At 59.3% G+C, this 22,294-nt stretch carries 8 protein-coding genes; all 8 read right to left on the reverse strand.

Features of this window, described 5'->3' with window-relative positions; all coding sequences use genetic code 11:
• Positions 1-90: 90 nt before the first annotated feature.
• A complete protein-coding gene (gene rfbA, locus ACSX1C_RS07230) occupies positions 91-954 on the reverse strand; it encodes a glucose-1-phosphate thymidylyltransferase RfbA (RefSeq protein ID WP_439888871.1) in 864 nt (287 codons plus the stop codon).
• A 13-nt stretch (positions 955-967) separates the two neighbouring features.
• The gene (rfbB, locus tag ACSX1C_RS07235) at positions 968-2,095 is read right to left on the reverse strand and encodes a dTDP-glucose 4,6-dehydratase (protein WP_439888872.1); all 1,128 of its coding nucleotides are present in this window, start codon (positions 2,093-2,095) and stop codon (positions 968-970) included.
• 14 nt (positions 2,096-2,109) lie between these two features.
• Positions 2,110-3,135, reverse strand: a complete 1,026-nt coding sequence (locus ACSX1C_RS07240) for an NAD-dependent epimerase/dehydratase family protein (RefSeq protein WP_439889378.1) — start codon at positions 3,133-3,135, stop codon at positions 2,110-2,112.
• A 95-nt stretch (positions 3,136-3,230) separates the two neighbouring features.
• Positions 3,231-4,508, reverse strand: a complete 1,278-nt coding sequence (tviB, locus tag ACSX1C_RS07245; RefSeq protein WP_439889379.1) for a Vi polysaccharide biosynthesis UDP-N-acetylglucosamine C-6 dehydrogenase TviB — start codon at positions 4,506-4,508, stop codon at positions 3,231-3,233.
• Between the two features lie 293 nt (positions 4,509-4,801).
• Positions 4,802-6,331, reverse strand: a complete 1,530-nt coding sequence (locus ACSX1C_RS07250) for an MBL fold metallo-hydrolase RNA specificity domain-containing protein (protein ID WP_439888873.1) — start codon at positions 6,329-6,331, stop codon at positions 4,802-4,804.
• A 196-nt stretch (positions 6,332-6,527) separates the two neighbouring features.
• Positions 6,528-7,832: a Wzz/FepE/Etk N-terminal domain-containing protein gene (locus ACSX1C_RS07255; protein ID WP_439888874.1), complete on the reverse strand. Its 1,305-nt coding sequence runs from the start codon at positions 7,830-7,832 to the stop codon at positions 6,528-6,530.
• Positions 7,833-8,848: 1,016 nt separating this feature from the next.
• On the reverse strand, positions 8,849-10,120 hold the full coding sequence (locus tag ACSX1C_RS07260; protein ID WP_439888875.1) for a Wzz/FepE/Etk N-terminal domain-containing protein: 1,272 nt from the start codon (positions 10,118-10,120) through the stop codon (positions 8,849-8,851).
• 409 nt (positions 10,121-10,529) lie between these two features.
• On the reverse strand, positions 10,530-21,323 hold the full coding sequence (locus tag ACSX1C_RS07265) for a peroxidase family protein (RefSeq protein WP_439888876.1): 10,794 nt from the start codon (positions 21,321-21,323) through the stop codon (positions 10,530-10,532).
• Between the last annotated feature and the right edge of the window lie 971 nt (positions 21,324-22,294).

Below are 22,294 nucleotides of genomic sequence, written 5' to 3' on the forward strand. Positions count from 1 at the left end.
ACTTGCCGACTTTGCACATAATACACAATTGACCAAGTAACCTTAGAAATTCATTGAGAACTGCTCTTTTCAAAAATAAAACAGCCGAACTCATTTAGCCAATGACAGCAGATACTGCCCGTAACTGTTCTTGCTCAACGACTCGCCAATGCGCAGGAGATCATCTTTGCCCAACCAACCATTGCTGAATGCGATCTCTTCTAAGCAAGCAATCTTATAACCTTGACGCTTCTCAATAGTTTCGACGAAGTGCCCAGCTTCCAGCAGGCTCTCGTGGGTGCCGGTATCCAGCCAGGCAAAGCCACGCCCCAGCAGTTCCACGTTGAGCTCGCCCCGCTCCAAGTAACTCTGATTGATGCTTGTTATTTCCAGCTCGCCACGAGCAGAGGGCTTCACCTGCTTGGCAATCTCCACCACAGCGTTGTCGTAAAAGTACAAACCGGTCACAGCGTAATGGGACTTGGGTTTGAGCGGCTTTTCCTCGATGGAGATAGCACGCTTGCTTTCATCGAACTCGACCACACCGAAGCGCTCCGGATCTTTGACCTGGTAACCGAATACGGTAGCCCCCCGCTCTCTTGCTACTGCAGCACGCAACATGGGGCTGAAGCCCTGCCCATAGAAGATATTGTCGCCCAACACCAGACATACGGCATCGCCACCGATAAACGCTTCACCAAGGATGAAGGCTTGCGCCAGTCCATCTGGACTAGGTTGCACGGCATAACTCAGCCTGATCCCGAAATCACCGCCATCACCCAGCAACCGTTGATAGCCGCCAATATCTTCCTGGGTGCTGATCAGAAGGATGTCGCGGATACCGGCCAGCATCAACACCGACAATGGGTAATAAATCATCGGCTTGTCGTAGATCGGCAGCAGCTGCTTGGAGACGCCTTTGGTGATCGGATACAAACGAGTGCCGGAGCCACCGGCGAGAATAATGCCTTTCATCTACTATTGTTCCTTATACCGCAACACCAAGGCGCTCGCGCTGATAACTACCATCCTGCACGCGACGACACCACTCAAGATTACTCAAGTACCACTCGACCGTCCTGCGGATACCCGACTCGAAAGTCTCTTCGGGTATCCAGCCCAGCTCGCGCTGGATCTTGCTGGCATCGATGGCGTAGCGTAGGTCGTGACCAGGACGATCCTGCACGAAAGTGATTAGGTTTCTGTAAGAGCGAACTTCGTCATCGCTTTGCGCTGACTCACAGGCGCTTGCAGGGTGGACCGCGGATGAACCCACTCCTGCAGGGGACTGCATAGGACGGAGCTCATCCAGCAAGTCGCAGATGGTGTGGACAACCTCGATGTTCTGTTTCTCGTTGTGACCGCCGACGTTGTAGGTCTCTCCGACCACGCCCTCGGTCACCACTTTGTACAACGCGCGGGCATGATCTTCGACGTACAACCAGTCACGAATTTGGTTCCCGTTGCCATACACCGGCAGCGGCTTGCCTTCCAGCGCGTTGAGAATCACCAGAGGAATCAGCTTCTCGGGGAAGTGATACGGCCCATAGTTGTTCGAGCAGTTAGTAATCACTGTAGGCAAGCCATAGGTGCGGCTCCAAGCACGCACCAAATGGTCGGAGCTGGCCTTACTCGCCGAGTAAGGTGAACTGGGCGCGTAGGGTGTAGTTTCTGTGAACAGGTCATCGGTACCGTCCAGATCACCGTATACCTCGTCAGTAGATATGTGATGAAAGCGGAAGGCTGCCTTGCGTGATACCTCCAGCCCTTGCCAGTACTGACGAGTAACATCCAGCAGGATGTAAGTGCCGACAATATTGGTTTCGATAAAGGCTGCCGGGCCGTCAATAGAACGATCTACATGAGACTCCGCCGCCAGATGCATCACCGCATCCGGTTGGTGCTGATTGAAAACCCGTTCCACCTCGGCGCGATCGCAGATATCCACCTGTTCAAAAACATAACGCCCGCTGCTACAGACCGTAGCCAGCGACTCCAGATTGCCGGCATAAGTCAGCTTGTCGAGATTTACCACGCTATCGGTGGTGTTACCAATAATGTGACGCACGACTGCCGAGCCAATGAAACCTGCACCGCCTGTGATAAGTACTTTCATGAGCTAATCCAGACCTATTTCAAAAAGCTGATATACCACGGCATTGCCTGCTCGATACCGGCCTGAATATTGAACTGCGGAGTATAACCAAGTAAACGCTCAGCCTTTCCAACATCCGCTTGGGAGTGGCGCACATCGCCTGCTCGGAAATCACGATACACTGGGGCTTTGGCGTAACTCACACCATTATTAGCCAGGCTCTGCTTGATTGCGGAGAAAAGTTGATTGAGGTCGGTGCGCCCACCTACCGCCACGTTGTAAACCTGATTGCGAGCATCTAAATTTACGCTAGTTGCTGCTAGCAAATTGGCTTGTACGGTATTCTCGATAAAACAGAAGTCGCGACTTGTTTCGCCGTCACCATTGATATAAAGATCCTCGCCCTTGATCATCGAGGCAGTCCACTTCGGAATTACAGCGGCATAAGCACCATCCGGATCCTGGCGCTTGCCGAACACATTGAAGTAACGAAGACCTATAGTAGTGAAGCCATAGCAACGGGCAAATACATCGGCATACAACTCATTGACATACTTGGTCACAGCATAGGGTGACAACGGCTTGCCAATCACATCCTCGACTTTAGGCAGGCCGGGGTGGTCTCCATAGGTCGAACTGCTGGCGGCATAGGTGAAACTCTTAACCTTGGCGTCACGCGCAGCTACCAACATATTGAGGAAGCCATCTATATTGGCGCTATTGGTGGTGATCGGATCGTTAATCGAGCGAGGCACTGAGCCGAGAGCGGCCTGATGCAGTACGTAGTCGACCCCCGCACAGGCTCGATGACAATCGTCCAGGCTACGTATATCGCCCCGAATGAAGTTGAACCGCGCCCACTGTTCCGCGCTGACCATACGCTGCACTTCATCCAGATTACGCTGGTGGCCAGTAGCAAAGTTGTCCAGCCCTACGACTCGCTGGTCGAGTTTGAGCAGGGTTTCCAACAGATTGGAACCGATGAAACCTGCTACGCCAGTGATGAGCCAGGCTTTCGGAGCGGTGGGTAGTGCTTGCAACAGGGACTCATAAGGTGTCATGGGCATCTGTGACTTATGAACGATGAAGTGGATTAGCGGTGGAAGGATGACGTACATCTTATACATCACCTCCCCCTCCCTGGTTTCTTCTAGATCTATAACCTCAAATCAGACTCTTCCGCGCTTAGCAGATACTTGAGATCGTAGAGCACGTGTTCGGCTTTGCCGAACTGACGGATATTAGCTACGCCCAGACTCTTAAATTGATCGTGCGCAACGGCAAGGATAATGCCGTCGTAAGCGCCAGTGATCGGCTCGACCACGGGAGTGATGCCATACTCATGCTGCGCTTCGTCGAGACTGACCCAAGGGTCGTAGACATCAACCTTGATGTTGTAGTCGGTTAGTTCACGAATGATATCCACCACCTTGGTGTTGCGCAGGTCCGGGCAGTTTTCCTTGAAGGTCAAGCCCATCACTAGCACACGAGCGCCATCCACATGGATGCGGCGCTTGAGCATGCCCTTGACCAATTGGGATACCACATAAGCGCCCATGCCATCATTCAATCGGCGACCAGCAAGAATGATCTCCGGGTGGTAACCGATGGACTGCGCTTTGTGCGTGAGGTAGTACGGATCGACACCGATGCAGTGACCACCTACCAAACCGGGGCGGAATGGCAAAAAATTCCATTTAGTACCAGCAGCCTGCAAAACGGCTTCGGTGTCGATTCCCATCTTGTTGAAGATGATCGCTAGTTCATTGATCAATGCAATGTTGAGGTCGCGCTGGGTGTTCTCGATGACCTTGGCGGCTTCAGCCACCCTAATGCTGCTGGCCTTGTGTGTACCAGCGATGATGATTTGCTTATAGAGCGCATCCACCAAGCTGGCAACTTCAGGAGTAGAGCCGGAAGTAACCTTCTTGATGGTGGTGACACGGTGCTCTTTGTCTCCCGGATTGATACGTTCAGGGCTGTACCCGGCAAAGAAATCGACATTGAACTTCAAGCCGGAAACTTGCTCTAGGACCGGCACACAGTCTTCTTCTGTTGCACCCGGATATACCGTTGACTCATAAATGACGATATCGCCACGCTTCAAAACCTTCCCGATGGTTTCCGAAGCTTTCACCAGAGGAGTCAGATCAGGCTGCCGATGCTCATCGATAGGCGTTGGAACAGTAACAATAAATATATTGCATTCAGCTAAATTGGCAATATCTGTACTGAAGCTTAGCTGTTGAGCGCTAGCAAGGTCTTCGTCGCTTACTTCCAAGGTAATATCATGCCCTGCTTCAAGAGCACGAATACGTGGAGCACTGATATCGAACCCTACCACCGAGCGCAGTTTGCCAAATTCGACAGCCAGGGGTAGCCCGACATAGCCAAGACCAATTACTGCCAGGTTCACATCTTCAAGCTTAAGCATTTTCCCCCCTACAAATCCAACCAAGTCAAAATCTTTAAACACCTTCAGAATCCTTTCACCACCGTCCGAATGACGGCGATTACAATTTTACCTTTTAATATAAATTTCTGAGCAACCCTTACATCAAGCCCATCAATAGATTAAATGCGCGAAAAACCAAGATTAGCGCATTGCCTAGCAACTACTACCCTCCGGCCCTGTCGGTAATTCTACGCAAGTTGGGTATTGGTGCTCGCAATCCCCCATGATGAGTCCTAATTGATGAACCTATAGCTTTGACAGAACACCAGCCTTTAGCTTGGTATGACAGTTTTCACTGTCCGAGTCTTGCCCCGATATCGTTGCCCCAGCAATCTGGCCAAAGCCTGCTTCACTTCAGCTTCGCCGTGAACAATCCTCACCTGTGACGGCCACTCACGCATCCGCGTAACAAAATTCACCAAGTCCTTCTGGCCCGCACGGGCCGAGTAGCCACCTATGGTATGGATTTGAGCGTGGATGGCATAGCGTTGCCCGTCCAAATCCGCATAACCACCACGCGGGCCATAGGCTTGGATGGCCCGGCCCGGGGTACCTTGGGCCTGGTAGCCGACGAAGAGGACATTGTGCCGCGGGTCGTGCAGCATGGATTTCAGGTAATTGACAATTCGACCGCTGCTGCACATTCCGTTCCCTGCGATGACGATGGCCGGACGAGCGGTTTCCGTCAGCTGACGGACCATCGCCAGGTGCGTTTGGTGGCTGTCGACGGTTAGCAGCTGCGCGAATTCCAGTGGGTTGCGGCCTTGTTTCACTCGCTGCAGCGCTTCGTTATCCCAGAAGGGTTTGAGGTCGCGGTAGACCTGAGTGAAGCGGCTGGCCAGGGGCGAGTCGAGGATGATGGGGAGTGTGGGCCAGTCAAGGCCAGCCGTGTCGTGATTACGGGCTTTACCCCTCACCCCGCTTTCCCTCACCCCTAGCCCCTCTCCCAGAGGGAGAGGGGGACTAAGAGCGGCTCTGCCCCCCTGCCCTTTTCCATCGGCATTGAGTTTGCGGTGGATGATGTCTTCCAGCTCGTAGAGAAGTTCCTGGGTGCGGCCGATGCTGAAGGCGGGGATCAATACCGTGCCGTTGTCGGCCAGGGCTTGTTCGATGAGACTTTCCAGGCGCTGCCGGCGGCTGCGGCGGTCTTCGTGCAGGCGGTCGCCGTAGGTGCTTTCGATCACCAAGATGTCGGCGCGGTACGGCGGGTTGGACGCCGGTAGCAGGGACGCATGGGGCGCGCCCAGGTCGCCGGAGAAGACGATGCGCTTCTTCTCGCCGGACTGGGGATAGTGCAGGTCGATTTCCACATAGGCCGAGCCGAGGATATGCCCGGCACGCTGCAGACGGATGCGGCAGGTCAGGTTCTCGGTGTATTGCAGGGTGAACCAGGTCTTGTAGGGCAAGGCGATGATGCGCTGTTCGATCAGCTTGATGTAGCGCTCGACCTGCTTCTGGTCGTGACTGAAGCCGAGCTTGAAGGCATCTTCCAGCACGATGGGCAACAGTTTGGCGGAGGGTTCGCTGCAGAGTATCGGCCCCTTGAAGCCAGCGGCCAGCAGGTAGGGAATGCGCCCGACGTGATCGATATGCACGTGGGTGGCGATCAGGGCCTTGATCGTATCCAGGGAAAATTCGATGGCCAGGCGATCGGCGCCTGTCTTGCCTTCGGGCGAGGTTTCCGCGCCCTGGAACAGGCCGCAGTCGATCAGCAGACTGTGCTGGGCGTCCATCAGCAGTTGGTGACAGGAACCGGTGACGCCGTCCTTGGCGCCGTGGTGCAGGATGTCGGGGTAAACCATGTTGTCGATCCGTGTTAGTCCGTTAACAATGCCGGCGAATGGACGGTACCGGCGGTGCATCCCTGGTTTACGGCGTCGTGTTCGCCCCAACAAGCGGCTAGAGCCTGCTTGTTAATGGATCGCTGTACGGTGCGTCATGCGCATCGCTTGTGTTTGAGGGCTTGATGCGCACGGCGCACCCTACAAACTCGCCCTGTCAGGGTGTCAAGCTCAACTGACCGGAACGATACCGCGAGGACGCTCGGCGCAGGATGTTACGCAGCAGGGCGATAAACAGGCCCAACATGCCGCCGAGCACCAAACCCAATGCCAGGATCAACGCCTTCTTGGGTTTTACTGGGTGCAGGGGGTCCACAGCGACTTGGTCGACAGACACCAGCTTGAGATCGGCCACATCGATACTGAGGTTGCGCAAGCGGGTGGCCTCCTCGCGCCAGCTGGCCAGGCCCTTGAGGAACAGGTCTTCGTTTTCACGCTGGTTGAGCACTTCGATCTGCCGGTTGTGCGTCAGCAGTTGCAACTCCTTGGCGATCTGCGCGATGCGTGGCTCGGTAAAGTCGTCGGAGCGGCGTTGCAGCAATGCGTTACGCTCTGCCTCCAGCGCATCACTGCCCATGAAGTAGAGCGGTATCTGCTGATTGTTGACCTCGGTGCGGATCACACTGCCTTGTGCTACACGCTCGCCTTCACCCAATGCGGAAGGCGTAGTGGGCTTGCTGATACCCAATGCCTTGGCGATACGGATCGCCTCGTCCAATTGGGTAATGCGGTTGTCGCGGCGGGTCTTGAGCTGCTGACGCAAGGCCTTGAGTTCATCTTGCAACTGCGCACGCTTGAGGCTGTCGACTTCGAGTAACTGGGCGATCTTGGCTTCCTTACTCGCTTCGTAGTTGGCGCGGGCTGCGGCCATTTTCAATTCGAGTTGAGTGAGGCGGTTCAGGATCACTGTTTGAAAATCGGCGGAAATTCGCCCGCGCTCCTCCTGAATGACATGCTCAACCAGGCCATTGACCAGGGCTACACCGTTGACGTCTGCCGGGTAGGTCAGCTGAATGCCGACATAGGCGCTCAGGCTGTCGGTCTTCTTAGGGTCGGGCTGCAGCATCTTAAAAGCCTCCCGATTGAAGCTTTCGAACGTCTGCTCGCGGCTGCGATTGGGCTGGCGCAAGACCTCGAACAGCCCCGGGTTAGCCCGAAAGAACGCCAAGCGGCTCTCATAGGATTCCAGAGCCGCGCCGATTCGCTGCATGGCTTGGTCAGGCTTTAACTCATAAACGCCGGTACGATTCAGGGCATCCAGGTCCTTGATCGCTGCCGGGCGCAGCATGCTTTGTACTTGGTATTCCGGGGTAACCAGGAAGGCATAAGCCGTTGCAGCCAGGCCAACCAGCAGAGTCACCAGGCCAATCAGCAGCTTCTGCTCCCAGAGCGAGTGAAATAACGCTGCCAGGTCGATTTCATCACTAACGGTTTGTTGCACAACGGGGGATACTGCGTTCATGGTCAAGATCCATCTTTTAAATAGGTGCCACGGGTGTGCAAGTTGTGTTTGGGGGTAACCATTGCTGTCCGCTTGAGCTATCGCAGCCATCCGCCGCATGCCCTGAAGCACGCGGCACAGCGGGCTTACACCCTCCCACCAGAAGAAATTTGTCGGCATTGTGCCTGCGACATACGACATTACAAGTCTTGACAAACAACTAGCAGCTATTGATGGATAGACGAAAGCTTTGTGACTCACCTCACACTCCCTGCACTTCGCGCATTGACACGCGCCCCGTAGCTGACTGGCAAGGGTTCGTGCGTTTGCCACTGCGGAAAACGGCACACAGCTGCACGACTACGCCTGACGGGGTTACTCAATCGTCGTAGGGCAAGTCATTGGATTGTTCACCACCTTCCAATCGGCGCGTAGATGCCGCTCGCCCCCAGGCGACGGAAGGTGGAGAGGCCAGTCACGCACCCGGCTGACCAAGCCGCGCTTGAGCGTACTGATGTGGATGTAGTCAAGATGGCGGCTCAGGTTGTCATGGTTACGGATGCAATGCTCCCAATAGCACCGCTGCCGAATACCCGCTCACGGCAGCGCAGCATAACTTTCGAGCGCCATTCAACCGCAGGCACCGCACACGAAAGCACTAGCTTGATCAATCGCCAACGCAGTGCAGGTGATCCGGCAACACCACCCCGCCGTGACTCTCAGAGGATGTCGATGTGTCGGGCCAGCAGGTCGCTACCGTGACGTACCCGCGGGGCATGGGTGAAGAAGAAGATACCCCGGGCATCAGATACGGCTGTCTTTGGGTATGGGCGTCATCCTTGACCGTATCGCGCTATTCGCGAAAGTTCAGCCTGGGAATTCCCGCGGCATCCACTATGTAGGTCGGAGTAGGTGCCAAGCGCTTGCCGTAGGGCGTACTCGTGCAGCAGTACGCCACTCGATTGGCTGTGAACAATGGCGGACTGCTCGCTACGACCCTGAGTCCGCCCGACACAACCCAAATTGAGTCAGGCCGGCTACGGGGTTTGGCGTGTGCGCGGGCGCAGCAGGTTGCGCAGCAACGCCACGAAGACGCCGATCGTCAGGCCTGCGACACCGCCCAGGCCGAGCACAAGCGCTTTCTTCGGTTTGACCGCGGAGAGCGGTTCGAGCGCCTGTTGGTCAACCCTGACCAGTTGCAAGGTGCTGGTATCGAATTTGATCCCCTTAAGTTGAGCCGCCTCCTGGCGCCATTCCGCCAGGCCCTTGAGGTACAGGTCATCGTTCGTGCGCTGTTCGAGGACTTCCACCTGTCGGTTGCGGCCCAGCAGGGTCAATTCCTTCTCGATCTCGGCGATTCGCGGCTCGCTGAAGTCGTCCGAGCTGCGCTCGTTCAAGGCCTGCCGCTCGGCCTTCAACGCATCCACCCCCATGAAGTACAGCGGAATGTCACGGCTGTTGACCTCGGTACGCACCACCTGTCCTTGCTGCTGTGCATCGGCCATGGCCGATGGCGTGGTAGGTTTGCGAATACCCAGCGACTCAGCTATCTGCATGGCTTCGTCGAGACGTTTGATGCGATTTTCCCGGCGCGTTTTCAATTCGCCGCGCAGTGCCTGCAATTCGTCCTGCAATTGCGCCCTACGCAAGGCATCCTGCTCGAGCAGGCTAGCAATCTGTGCCTGCTTGCTTGCCTCATAGCTTGCCCGCGCGGCCTCAATCTTTTGCTCGAGGGCAGACAAGCGGTTGGCAATCAGCACCTTCAGGTCCGTGGCTATGCGCTCCCGCTCTGCCTCCTGCACGGCAGCAACCAACCCATTGACCACCGCCACACCGTCGACCCCCTTGGGGTAGGTCAGCGATATACCGACGAACTCGCTCAGGCTATTGGGCTTCTTCGGGTCGACCTGCAGCATGGTGAACGCCGAGCGGTTGAACGCTTCAAAAACTTGCTCCAGAGAGCGCCCAGGCTCGCCCAAGCCCGTGAACAGCTGTTGATTGTCACGGAAGAACCTGAGGCGGCTCTCATAGGAAGAGAGCCCCGCCCCGACACGACTCAATGCTTCAGCCGGGGTCAGCTCATAAACGCCGGAGCCATTTAGCTCATCGAGACTGCCCCGGTCCACCGGGCGCAAGAGGCTCTGCACCTGAAAGTGCGGCGTCGCCAGGAAGGCATAGGCAGCTGCCCCCAAGGTGATCAGACTGGCGATAGATAGAATCAGGTACTTTTGCTGGAACAGTGAGCGAAGCAGTTCAGCCAGATCTATTTCATCGTTGCTATAGCTGGGGCGTTGCAGTTGGTCAGGCATTGGTTGGCTGGGGTCCTTCTAAACAAGGTCTATTGCGTGGCATGCGATCGCTTTTATCCCCCTCCTTGAGTGCTCTGCCTCTCATGAATAGGCAGTAGCAGGCGCGCTCCCTGCGCCCAGAGGGTGTGTGACAGTCGTCCAGCAGATTTGTTCATCGCCGCCCCGGGAATCCAGGATTGATTCTGTCGGGGTTGATTCACGCCTCCATCCCCATGCGCAAAACTATCTGCTGTATCGGTACGTCCTAAAGATATAGCTCCAAAGAATGGGCTTGGTGGATGTGCTCCGCACACCAACGGATAGCCACAGCCTGCGGTGCGCACGGCGCACCCTACAAAAACGGTATGGGCCGACAAGTCGCCCCATACCGCTCTTGTTGTTACCGCGTTCCGCTTTGTTGACGGCGTCCTTATACCGCCAGAGTAAAGTCCGCCTGGGTGATGGTCGTCGCATCGTTGATTCCCACCAGCCGGATGCTCCCCCCGCCGACCGACACCAGGGTGTCTGCCCCAACATCGGCGATGGTCACGTTGGCAGCAAAGTTCGCGGCGGTCACGCCTAGCGCAGCAATATTCAGCAGGTCCTGACCACCGACCGGGTCGGCGTCGAAGTCCGTGATCCGGTCGTTGCCAAAGCCGGGGCCGAAGACGAAGGTATCGTTACCGAGGCCGCCACTCAGTGTATCGTTACCGGCGCCACCAGTGAGGGTGTCATTCCCCGCCCCCCCATTGAGTCGATCGTTACCGGCACCACCATTGAGATTGTCATTGCCAGTACTACCGTTCAACGTGTTATCCAGTCCATTGCCAATGCCGGTGAACGCCCCAGACCCAAGGTAGGACAGGTATTCCACGTTAGCGCCAAGGGTGTAACTCAACAGCGTGGTCCGGACAATGTCAGCACCTTCACCAACAAACTCGACTACAACATCCCCAACATCATCAACCATGTAGGCATCGTCGCCGGTGCCACCCGCCATCCTGTCTGCGCCTACGCCGCCATTGAGAACATCCGCCCCTGCGCCACCGTTGAGTCGGTCGTTACCGGCACCACCATTGAGATTGTCATTGCCAGTACTACCGTTCAACGTGTTATCCAGTCCATTGCCAATGCCGGTGAACGCCCCAGACCCAAGGTAGGACAGGTATTCCACGTTAGCGCCAAGGGTGTAACTCAACAGCGTGGTCCGGACAATGTCAGCACCTTCACCAGCAAACTCGACTACAACATCCCCAACATCATCAACCATGTAGGCATCGTCGCCGGTGCCACCCGCCATCCTGTCTGCGCCTACGCCGCCATTGAGAACATCCGCCCCTGCGCCACCGTTGAGTCGGTCGTTACCGGCACCACCATTGAGATTGTCATTGCCAGTACTGCCGTTCAACGTGTTATCCAGTCCATTGCCAATGCCGGTGAACGCCCCAGACCCAAGGTAGGACAGGTATTCCACGTTAGCGCCAAGGGTGTAACTTAACAGCGTGGTCCGGACAATGTCAGCACCTTCACCAGCAAACTCGACTACAACATCCCCAACATCATCAACCATGTAGGCATCGTCGCCGGTGCCACCCGCCATCCTGTCTGCACCTACACCGCCATTGAGAACATCCGCCCCTGCGCCACCGTTGAGTCGGTCGTTACCGGCACCACCATTGAGATTGTCATTGCCAGTACTACCGTTCAACGTGTTATCCAGTCCATTGCCAATGCCAGTGAACGCCCCAGACCCAAGGTAGGACAGGTATTCCACGTTAGCGCCAAGGGTGTAACTCAACAGCGTGGTCCGGACAATGTCAGCACCTTCACCAACAAACTCGACTACAACATCCCCAACATCATCAACCATGTAGGCATCGTCGCCGGTACCACCCGCCATCCTGTCTGCACCTACACCGCCATTGAGAACATCCGCCCCTGCGCCACCATCTAGCACATCATTCCCGGCCAATCCATTGAGAATGTCGTTTCCATCAAGCCCACGGATCTCATCATCAAACGCCGTGCCATTCAGCACATCATCCCCTGCCGTACCAACGATCACACTGGCCACCGCCGCCGTCGCCAGCGAAGTCACGGTCTCCAGAGTGCCGAGGTCATCGGTGTAGGTGACAACAACCCGCAACTGCATTCCATGCTGCGCCAGGGTCGGAGTGAAGAACGCAGTTGTTGCGCCAGCAATATTACTGAACACCCCACCACTACCAACCTGCCACTGATACGACAGCACCGGACTGGCCGGCCCATCCGGGTCGGTGAAGGCGCGAGTGGCGGTCAGCTGCTGGCCCACATTCGGCGTTGTATCGCTGATCAGCATGGTGCCGACCGGGGCGTCGTTGACCGAGACCGCGGCAACCGGATCAGTCACTGCCGAGAACACGGTCTCGAGCACGCCGTTGGCGTCCTGGTAGACCGCCTGGACCCGCAGGTTCAGGCCGACCAGATCCTCAGTGACGCGGAAGGTCTGGCCGTTCGCCCGCTCGTCGCCGAGCGGTGTGATTGCCACTATATCCTCGAACACGCCGGTGGCGGTGAAGTCGGCCTGCCATTGATAGCTCACCGGCCCCGTCACACGGCCGATACCCGGGTTGTCGGCATCGGTCACGGTATCGAGGTTAGCCGCCAGCAAGGAGCCGACTTCCGGGTTGCTGTCGTTGATCGAGGCCAACCCCACTGGCTCGGCATTCAGGCCAGGCACCAGGACCACCGACTGATCGTTGAACTGCAAGCGCTCGATATTGCGCAGCGTATCGATGCCATCTGGCCCAATGATTCCGCCGACTAGCAGGTCATCGCCAAGGTCTTCCACCGTGAAGGTGCCGTCGCCGTTCTCGACGATGTTGTAGTTGGCCAGAGGCCCTGAATACATGGCCGTGTCGAAGTTGAAGCCGCCATCGCCGGGCAGGATCTCCCGGACGATGACCAGCTGACCCGGGTTGATGAGGCCGGCGAACACGTCATCCACCAGCTCGGTCATGCTGTTGGCGCTGCCAATCTCCGCGCCGGTGCCGTCGCTGTTCTCGCGCACGCTGATGCGCACGTTCATCCACAGGTCGCCGTCGATCAGGTCGTCGCCACCGTTACCCTGCAGCAGGTCGCTGCCGTTGCCGCCGAGGATGATGTTGCCGGCGCCGAACGAGGTCACGGTTGCGCCGAGCATGGCGTCGAGGAAACCCTGCAGACCATCAATGAGGGCGATATTGGTCAACACGCTGCCGGTGAAGCCGGAGGCGGCAATCATGCCGGCATCGAAGTCATCGCCCAGCAAGATGTCGCTGTGGGCCGAACCGGAGAGGCCTTCCATGGACTCGAAGCGGGCGAGACTGGAGCCGTTGGACGGCGGCAGGATCGCCTCGTTGAAGGCACGCAGGCGCATGTCGACGTAGGCGCCGGCCGGATTATCCCGGAACAGGGCCCAGTCGAAGCCCGAGCCGCCGATATAACGATCAGTCGGGCCGCCGTTGCCCATCATGATGTCGTCGCCGCCCTCGCCGCCCATGCGGTCGATGCTGCCACCACCGATGAACACGTCGTTACCTATGGTCGCGTCCAGACCCCGTACATCGAAGTTGTCGCCGGAGCTGCCGTCGGCCATGCCCAGTTCGAGCCAGTCGTCGCCTTCGTTACCGAACACGAACTCGTCGGCGATGTCGCCCAGGATGAAGTCGTTGCCCGGGCCACCGAAGGATTCGTCGCCGTCCTCACCGGTGACGATGAAGTCGTTGCCGAAACCGCCGAGGATCAGGTCGATGCTGTTGCCGCCATGAATGGCGTCGTTGCCGTCACCGCCCTGCATGTTGTCCTCGCCACCCTGGTCGGTGAGGATGTCATCGCCGGCACCGCCGAGGACGATATCGTTACCGTCGCCGCCTTCGAGCCGGTCGTTGCCCTCATCGCCGTGCAGGGTGTCGTCGCCGATGCTGGAGATCAGGATGTCATCGCCCGCGGTGCCGCCGAGCACGATGTGCTCATCGCCGTTGTAGCGCAGGTAGTTGGTGTCGGCCCCCGGAGTGTCCGGGTTGTCGCGCACCACATCCGGAATCAGCAAAGATTCACCGACGGGGTCGTCCCTGCCATCGAGACCGAGCCCGGTGAACTGCCGGCTCTGATCGACCTCGAGGATGAAGCCCGGGGTCGAGAACACGTCACCCGGCAGGTGCGTGGCATCGGTGTTGGCCATGATCATGCGGGCGAAGGAGTTGTTCTCCAGCTCGGAGAGGAAGTTCAGCCCCGCGGTGCGCTCCAGGTAGTAGAAGCGGTCGCCGTTCTGCAGTTTCTCCAGCTGGTTCTCGAACACGAAGTTGAAGGTCGAGCCGAGCATGCCGCCGAACGGCATCTGCCGTTCGGCCAGGCCACCGACCCAGAGGTCGATGTCATCGACGCCGGTGGTGGTCACCCCATTCACCATGGCGTAGATGCCGGTGCTGTTGAGGAAGGCCACACGGTCGACGTCGTCGGCCACGAAGGTTCGCTCATCCAGCTCACCGGCATTGATCACCGCACTGCCGCCCAGGACCAGCGCCGCGGCCACCGCGCGCTTCTCGGCCAGGGTGTCGACATCGGCCGCCAGCAGTTCGGCATGGGTGCCGTAGGCGGCGATGAAGTTAACCAGCGACGACGGATGGCGCATGCTCAGCGAGAAGTCGAACCAGCTGGTATAGGGGGCCAGCTGGCTGTCGCCGGTGTTTTCCCAGAAGTCGCGACGGGCCGCGTTGAGCGACGGCGTGCCGGTGTCGCGGGCCCGGGTGATGTTGATGGCCGCCAGGTCCAGCGGCAGGCCCAACAGGTTGTTGCGCAGCGCCTCGGTGACGAAGTTGTCGATCTCGTTACCGGCCTGCCGGGTCACGCCGCGGGCGATTGCGCCTGCCGCCTGTTCAGGTGTGAGCGTACCGTTCTGGTCGAACTCGAGCGGGTTGAGGAAGGCCTGGATCAGGCCGATTTCACTGGAGGCGAAATTGGGGTCTAGGCGGTCCACCGTTTCGAGCAGCATGGTGTGACCGAAGCGGTACACGGCATGGGCGAACTCGGCGACGATCGCCGGGTTGATCTCGCCGTCATAGCCCTGACCTTCGCCGAGGAAGACGTCGACCTGCGGCTGGATCTTGCGGGCGAACTCCTCGAACACCAGATGCTGATACTCCATCTCGGTGGTGAACTTGGCCACATGGAACAGGCGCTCGCCGTTCCAGTTGAGCGCATCGATTTCGCCCTGGGTGGTCGGCAGTGCCACGATCGGGGTGAGCAACCAGTTATTGATGAAATCGACGTCGTTCGACGCCAGCACCACGTCCTTGGTGTGCGCCACGACGCGGTTGTGCTCGGCGTGGAACACATGGTGGACGGAGGTCAGGGCGATGTTCTCGTTGACCCGGCCGTCGCCGGCCATGTAGTGCGCGTCGAGCAACTCATTGTCGAATGCGCCAGGCTCCGACAGGCCGACCACGTTATCGGTGTCGGCCATCAAAGGCATACCGGTCGGACCGAATGGATTGGCCGTATGGGCGATATCCACCAGGAAGCTATGGCCGGTGCGCACAGCCGTTGCGGTGCTGATCGGCGCAGCCGGATCGCCCTCAACCAGCACATCGTCGGCCGTACCAGGCAATCCATCGGGTCCCACGGTGACCAGCTGCACGCGACCGTTCGGCCCCGGGATGAAGTTGCCATACGGATCGACCGCCACCAGCGGCACGTTGAGGGCATCGTGATCCGTCAGCTCGATGCCGAGGATGTCACGGGCCTGGGCCTTGAGCACGGCCCAGGTCGCCATGCCGCCGATGGCCACATCGTCGGCGGTGCCGAAGATGCCATCGAGGCCGACATTACGGTTGGTCAGCAGCTCGCCAGTCGCGGCCGGCTGATTGGCCCCGTTGAGCTCGTAAGCGCGCAGGAACACCTGATGCGCCGGATGCGAGGCATAGGTCTGGTTCTGGTCGACGAACGGCGAGGTCTGGTTCTTGTGGGTGTGAATGTCGTCGGAGGTACCCAGCACGCCATCCGGCCCCGGCAGCACCTCGACATTGGTGGCGCGGGTGAGCAGCATGAACTGCTGGCCCGGGTTGGTCAGCTCGTCGCCGGTGCCGGCGATGCCGTCCGGGCCATGGGTGATCAGCGGATCGTCCGGCTGCAGCGGCACGAAGACGTTGCCGTTGCCGCCCTTCTGCACCAGATCGAGGCCGTGGTCGAAGAACTGGCCGAAGAAGGTGAACCAGGCATTGAAGGGCGCCGACAAGCCTTCATCCGGTGCGGTATTGGGGATGGTCAGGCTCTGGCCGCGGGGAATTTCCACGCCGTCCAGATCGAGAATCCGCGGGGTGCCGTCGGCGTTGAACAGCGGCTCGCCGGTGACCGCATCGAGCACCTGGGTGCCCAGCCCGGCATCGAGGAAGGCCTGCACCGCCGAGGGGTTGGTGATGGTCTGGTCGGCGATCAGGTTGCTGATGATGCGCGGATCGGCGTCGGCCACGTCGGTGGTCGAGGCGTAGTTGGTGTTGGTCACGCCGTTGAAGCTGTCGCCATCCTGATCGTCGCGGAAATTCTGCGGCACCAGGAACGGGAAGGTCTCGTCGGTGGCGCCGAAGCCGCTCTGGCCCTGCACCAAGTTGTTGAACGAGCCATCCACCGTACGCAGGCCGAACGGCACCCGCGAGTTGGGCAGCAGCGACAGCAGGTCTTCACCCGCGGCGTGCCGCTCGGAGATGAAGATCTGTTCGAGGATGAACTGCAGGTCCGAACGGATCAGGTGCAGGCCACCGCCGGGGCTGACCGTCGGCGATTCCGCCGGTATCGCCGCCGGGGTCGGGAAAACGCCCGCAGCTACCGGCGCCGTGCCGGCGGAGAAGACCAGTTCGGTGGTTCCGGCGTCATCGCGATAGATGGCCTTGACGCGCAGCGCCAGGCCTTCCAGGTCCGCGGTCACGCGGAAGGTATTGCCGAGTTGGGTCGCCGGGTTACCGCCGCCCAAGGCGACGATGTCTTCGAAGATGCCGTCGCCGAAGGTGTCGACCTGCCAGATGTAGCTGATCGGCCGGCCATTGAGGGTGCCGCCGGCATTATCCTGATCGGTGATGCCGGCCACCGATGCGGTGAGCAGCTGACCCACCTGTACCGTACCGCTGATCTGGATGTTGCCCAGCGGCGAGAAGTTGCCGAATTGCTGGGTACCGGCGACCTGCTCGACGAACTCGCCGGTAGCGTCATCACGCACCAGGGCAATATCGTTGAACTGCAGGCGTTCGATGCCGCGCAACCGGTCGACGCCATCGCCATCCAGGAAGGTGTCCGTCACGGTGAACACATCGTCGCTGAAGTCGCCCGGCGTACCGTTGTCGTCGCGGCTGATCAGGTAATCCGGCACGCCGAGGGTGGAGAAGTTACCCGTGAACACGGCCGTATCGAAGCTCTCGGGATCGACCAGAATCTCGCGAACGATGACCAGTTGGCCCGGGTTGTAGGTGCCGTTGAGCATGAGCGGGATCATCGGCTTCATGCTGTCGAAGCTGGCGATCTCCGGCCCGGTCCCGTCGAGGTTCTGACGAACGCTGATGCGTACGTTCAGCGTGCGCTCGCCGTCGATCAGGTCGTCGCCGCCGCGGCCCTCGATGATGTCGCTACCGCCGCCGCCGAGGATGATGTTACCGGCGCCGAAGGAGGTGGTCGGGACGCCGAGCATGTCATTGAGGAAGGCCTGCAGGCCGTCGATCAGGGCGATACCCTCGGCGTTGAGGGTGCTGTTCAGGGCGCCGTCGACATTGATGATTGCCGCATCGGCATGATCGCCGCGCAGGATATCGCCCTCGGCGGAGCCGAACAGGCCCTCGACATTGGCGAAGCGATCGAGAATACCCTGGTTCGAAGCAGCCACCGGCGGCTCGATCAGGTCATTGACCAGCATGTCGACACTGACGCCGAAGCGGGCGAACTTGTAGCCGACCCAGTCGAAACCGCCGCCGCCACCGAAGTGATCTTCGCCCTCGGAGCCGATCATGATGTCGTCACCGCCCTCGCCGTCGACTTCGTCGAAGCCGCCGCCGGTGATGAACACGTCATGGCCGAGTATGGTGCCGGCTTCCAGCGGGTCGAAGTTGTCGCCGCCGGCGCCATCGGAGGTGCCCAGTTCGATCCAGTCGTCGCCTTCGTTACCGAAGGTCGGCAGGTTCAACGGTGCCCCATAGATGAAGTCGTCGCCGGGACCGCCGAAGGTCTCGGACATGTCTTCACCGGTGATGATGAAGTCCTTGCCATGGCCGCCGAGGATCAGGTTCTCGCCGTTGCCGCCCTGGATGACGTCGTTGCCGTCGTTACCCTTGAGCACATCGTCGCCACCCATGTCGGTGATGATGTCGTCGCCATCACCGCCCTCGATGACGTCATTACCGTCACCGCCTTCCAGGCGGTCGTTGCCGGCGTCGCCCCACAGGGTGTCGTCGCCGATGCTGGAGATCAGGGTGTCGTCACCGTCGGTGCCGCCGAGCACCACATGCTCGTCGCCGGTGTAGCGTAGATAGTTGGTCTCGACTGCATCGGTGCCGGGATCGTCACGCATCACCAGCGGAATCAACGGGTCTTCACCGACCGGGTCGGCATTGCCGAGCCCCTCGTTGAACTGCCGGCTCTGGTCGGCCTCGAGGATCAGGCCGGGGGTCGAGAAAATATCCGCCGGCAGGTGGAGCGTATCGGTGTGGCGCATCACCAGCTTGGCGAAGGAGTTGTCCTCCATCTCGGTGAGGAAGTTCAGGCCCGCCAGACGGCCCAGGTAGTAGAAGCGGTCGCCACTTTGCAGCGCCTCCATCTGGGTCTCGAAGACGAAGTTGAAGGTCGAGCCGAGCAGGCCACCGAAGGGCATCTGTTTCTCGGCCAGACCACCGACCCAGAAGTCGATGTCGTCGACCCCGGTAATGGTCACGCCACCGGCACCATTGGCCCAGGCGCCGGTGCTGTGGAGGAAGTCGAGACGATCGGCGGCGACCACGGCGTCGCCGTTTTCATCGACACCGAACACCAGCTCCATGGCCGCCGCACGCTTAGCTTCGAGGGTCGTGGCACCGGTGATGGTGGCGTGGGTGCCGTAGGCGGCAATGAAGTTGATCAGCGACAGTTCATGCTTGAGGTTGCCCAGCAGGTCGACCCAACTGGTGTAGGGCTTGAGCTGGCTGTCGGCGGTCGCCTCATAGAACGAACGACGCGCCGCGTTCAACGACGGCACGCCGGCATCGCGACCACGGGCGATATTGATGGCCGGCAGGTCCAGCGGCAGGCCGAGCAGGTTATTGCGCAGCGCGCCGGTGACGAACTCGTCGACCTCGTTACCGGCCTGGCGGGTCAAGCCGCGCACCAGGGCGCCGGCGGCCTGTTCGGCCGTGACCGTTACCCCACCGACCTGGTTGAACGCCAGGGGATTGAGGAAGGCCTCGATCAGTCCCATGTCGCTGGATACGAAGTTGGGGTCGAGGCGATTGACGGTTTCGGTCAACATCGAATGGCCGAAGCGATAGACGGTATGAGCGAACTCGGCGACGATCGACGGGTCGATCGTGACATCGAAGCCATCCGGCGCCAGGAACTCATCGACCTGTGGCTGGACCTTACGCGCGAACTCTTCGAACACCAGATGCTGGTACTGCATCTCGGTACCGAACTTGGCGGCCTGGAACAGACGCTCGCCGTTCCAGTCCAGCGTCGAAAGATCGACCGGTACCGCCGCCACCGGCGTCAGCAACCACTGGTTGAGGAACGCCAGGTCGCCCGCTATCGCCGCCTCTACCGCCACCTCCTGGGTGAGCTCGACCAGGCGATTGTGTTCGGAGTGGAATACATGGTGCACGGCGGTCAGGCCGATGTTTTCGTTGACCCGGCCGTCGCCCGTGATGAAGTGCGCATCGAGCAACTCATTGTCGTAAGTGCCAGGTTCCGACAGGCCTACTGCGCTGTCGGAGTCGGCCGCCAGCATGGCGCCGCTCTGGCTATCGATGGGGTTGGCCGTATGGGCGATATCGACCAGGAAGGCCTGGCCGGTGAGCACCGCGCCGGCCAGGCTGATCGGGGCGGCCGGGTTGCCTTCCATGAGGAAGTCATCGGCAGTGCCCGGTATCCCGTCCGGGCCGAGCATCACCACTTGCGGGAAGCCATTGGGCCCCGGGATGAACTTGCCGTAGGCATCGGTGGCCAGCAACGGAATGTTGGTCACGTTGTCGTCGGTGAGGTCGATACCCAGCAACGCACGCGCCTGGGCCTTGACCACCGCCCAGGTGGCCATGCCGGTGCCCGGGCCATCGTCAGCGGTACCGAATATGCCGTCGGGCCCCAGGTCCCTGTTATTGATCAGGCGGCCGGTCGACACCGGCTTACCGGACGCATCCAGCTCATAGGCACGCAGGAACACCTGGTGCGACGGATGGGAGCTGTAGGTCTGGTTCTGGTCGACGAACGGCGAGGTCTGATTGAGGTGCTCATGGACATCGTCGGCCGTGCCGAGAATGCCGTCGGGCCCCGGCTGATTGGTCGCCCGCGACAACACCATGAACTGCAGCGCCGGATCGGTCAGCTCGTCGCCGCTGCCGGCGATGCCGTCGGGACCGTGAGTGATCAGCGGATCGTCCGGCTGCAGCGGCATGAACACCAACCCGCTACCGCCTTTCTGCACCAGATCGAGGCCATGGTCGAAGAACTGACCGAAGAAGATGAACCAGTTGTTGAAGGGCGCGGACAACCCCTCGTCCGGGGCCGTATTGGGGATGAACAGCGGTTGCCCCTCCGGAACCGGATTACCGTCAAGGTCCAGCAAGGTGCCGACCGGGAACGGGACGCCGCCCCCGTCGACTTGACTGCCGTCAGCCAGGATGCCCATCTCCGCATCGACGAACGCCTGCACGGCGGCAGGGTTGCTGATCGTCTGATCGACTATCAGATTGGAAATCGTACGGGGCTGGGAATCGATCACCATGCCGCTGGTCTGGGTATAGGAGGTACCGCCCTCCGCGGGGCGGAAGACCGGATCGAGCATGCGTGGGAACAGGTTGTCGGCCGCTCCGAACTCTGTCTGTCCCGTAATCAGGTTGTTGTTGGAACCATCAACGGTACGCAAACCGAAAGGCACCAGGGTATTGGGAAGCAAGGACAGGAGGTCTTCACCGTTCGCGTTGGCTTCGGCGATCAGTATTTGCTGAAGAATGAACTCAAGGTCGGATTTGATGAAATTGGCCATTTCTGTGTCCTCAATGCTGTTCAGCGCCGACGCTCAGCGCGGAAAACAGGAAGCCACGTGCATGCAAGACCGTCGCAAAGGCGTGGCTCAGCGGTGCAGTACTAAACAGTTGGAAATGCCAGGGATAAGGCCGAACGCCGCCGCAACCGATTGCTTCAGTCAATCGGTACCCGACCAGAGTTGGAATCGTCCCTTCAGCGCCTAGTCAAACGCCAGGCGCTGAGCCTCAGGCATGAGGTGGTCCACGCAGCAGTGGATCGAAGTAGTGCCCTAGCGGAGACAGCATCATGGTGATTCTGCTCATCGTGATTCTCATCGTTGGCGGCTGACGTAAGCCACGGTGCCCTCTCCTGCACAGAATGCTTCGTCAACAATCACACTCGATTTGACTAAAGTCCCGCTAGCCAGGCTTGTCAAGATACCGTCGATCAGCACACACATAACCAACAAGATACCTATCCAACTGATATAAAAGGACAAATTCAACTAGGCAGGAGCGGGACACCGCCTATCAGGCTATTTCCTCTCCGTTTGCATGATCCCTTGAGGACGACCTATACCCACAGAGATCGATTTTTTTGGAGGGGCTTAGCCACGCTTATGCAGTTGCCGAGCGGGCCTTGGCTGGGACGCGCCAACCAGGGAAACAGCAGCTTGTGCGAGACAGGGTCTGTGACGCGGGCGACAGCAAGGAGGACAGACCGGCCGAGCGAGTCCGCCAGCCACCCGCAATCGAGGAAGCGCGCCTGCAATGACAGCACGGCCTGCCACCAAACTTATGCATCAGGCGAAGCCGGCTGGTTCAGGACTCTGGGCGAACAGGCTGGTGTTATCCCCAAGCAGCAGCCTTACAGGGGGGACACCCTTCAGAATGAAGGGCCGAAGAAGAGGCCGGGAAACTGGGCCGATTAGCGCGAATTCGCGGCAGCTAACCGCAACAACAACACGAAGCCTCTGGCCTGCAGCATTCG

The sequence above is a fragment of the Pseudomonas sp. MBLB4123 genome (assembly GCF_051904775.1).
GTDB lineage: Bacteria > Pseudomonadota > Gammaproteobacteria > Pseudomonadales > Pseudomonadaceae > Aquipseudomonas > Aquipseudomonas benzenivorans_B.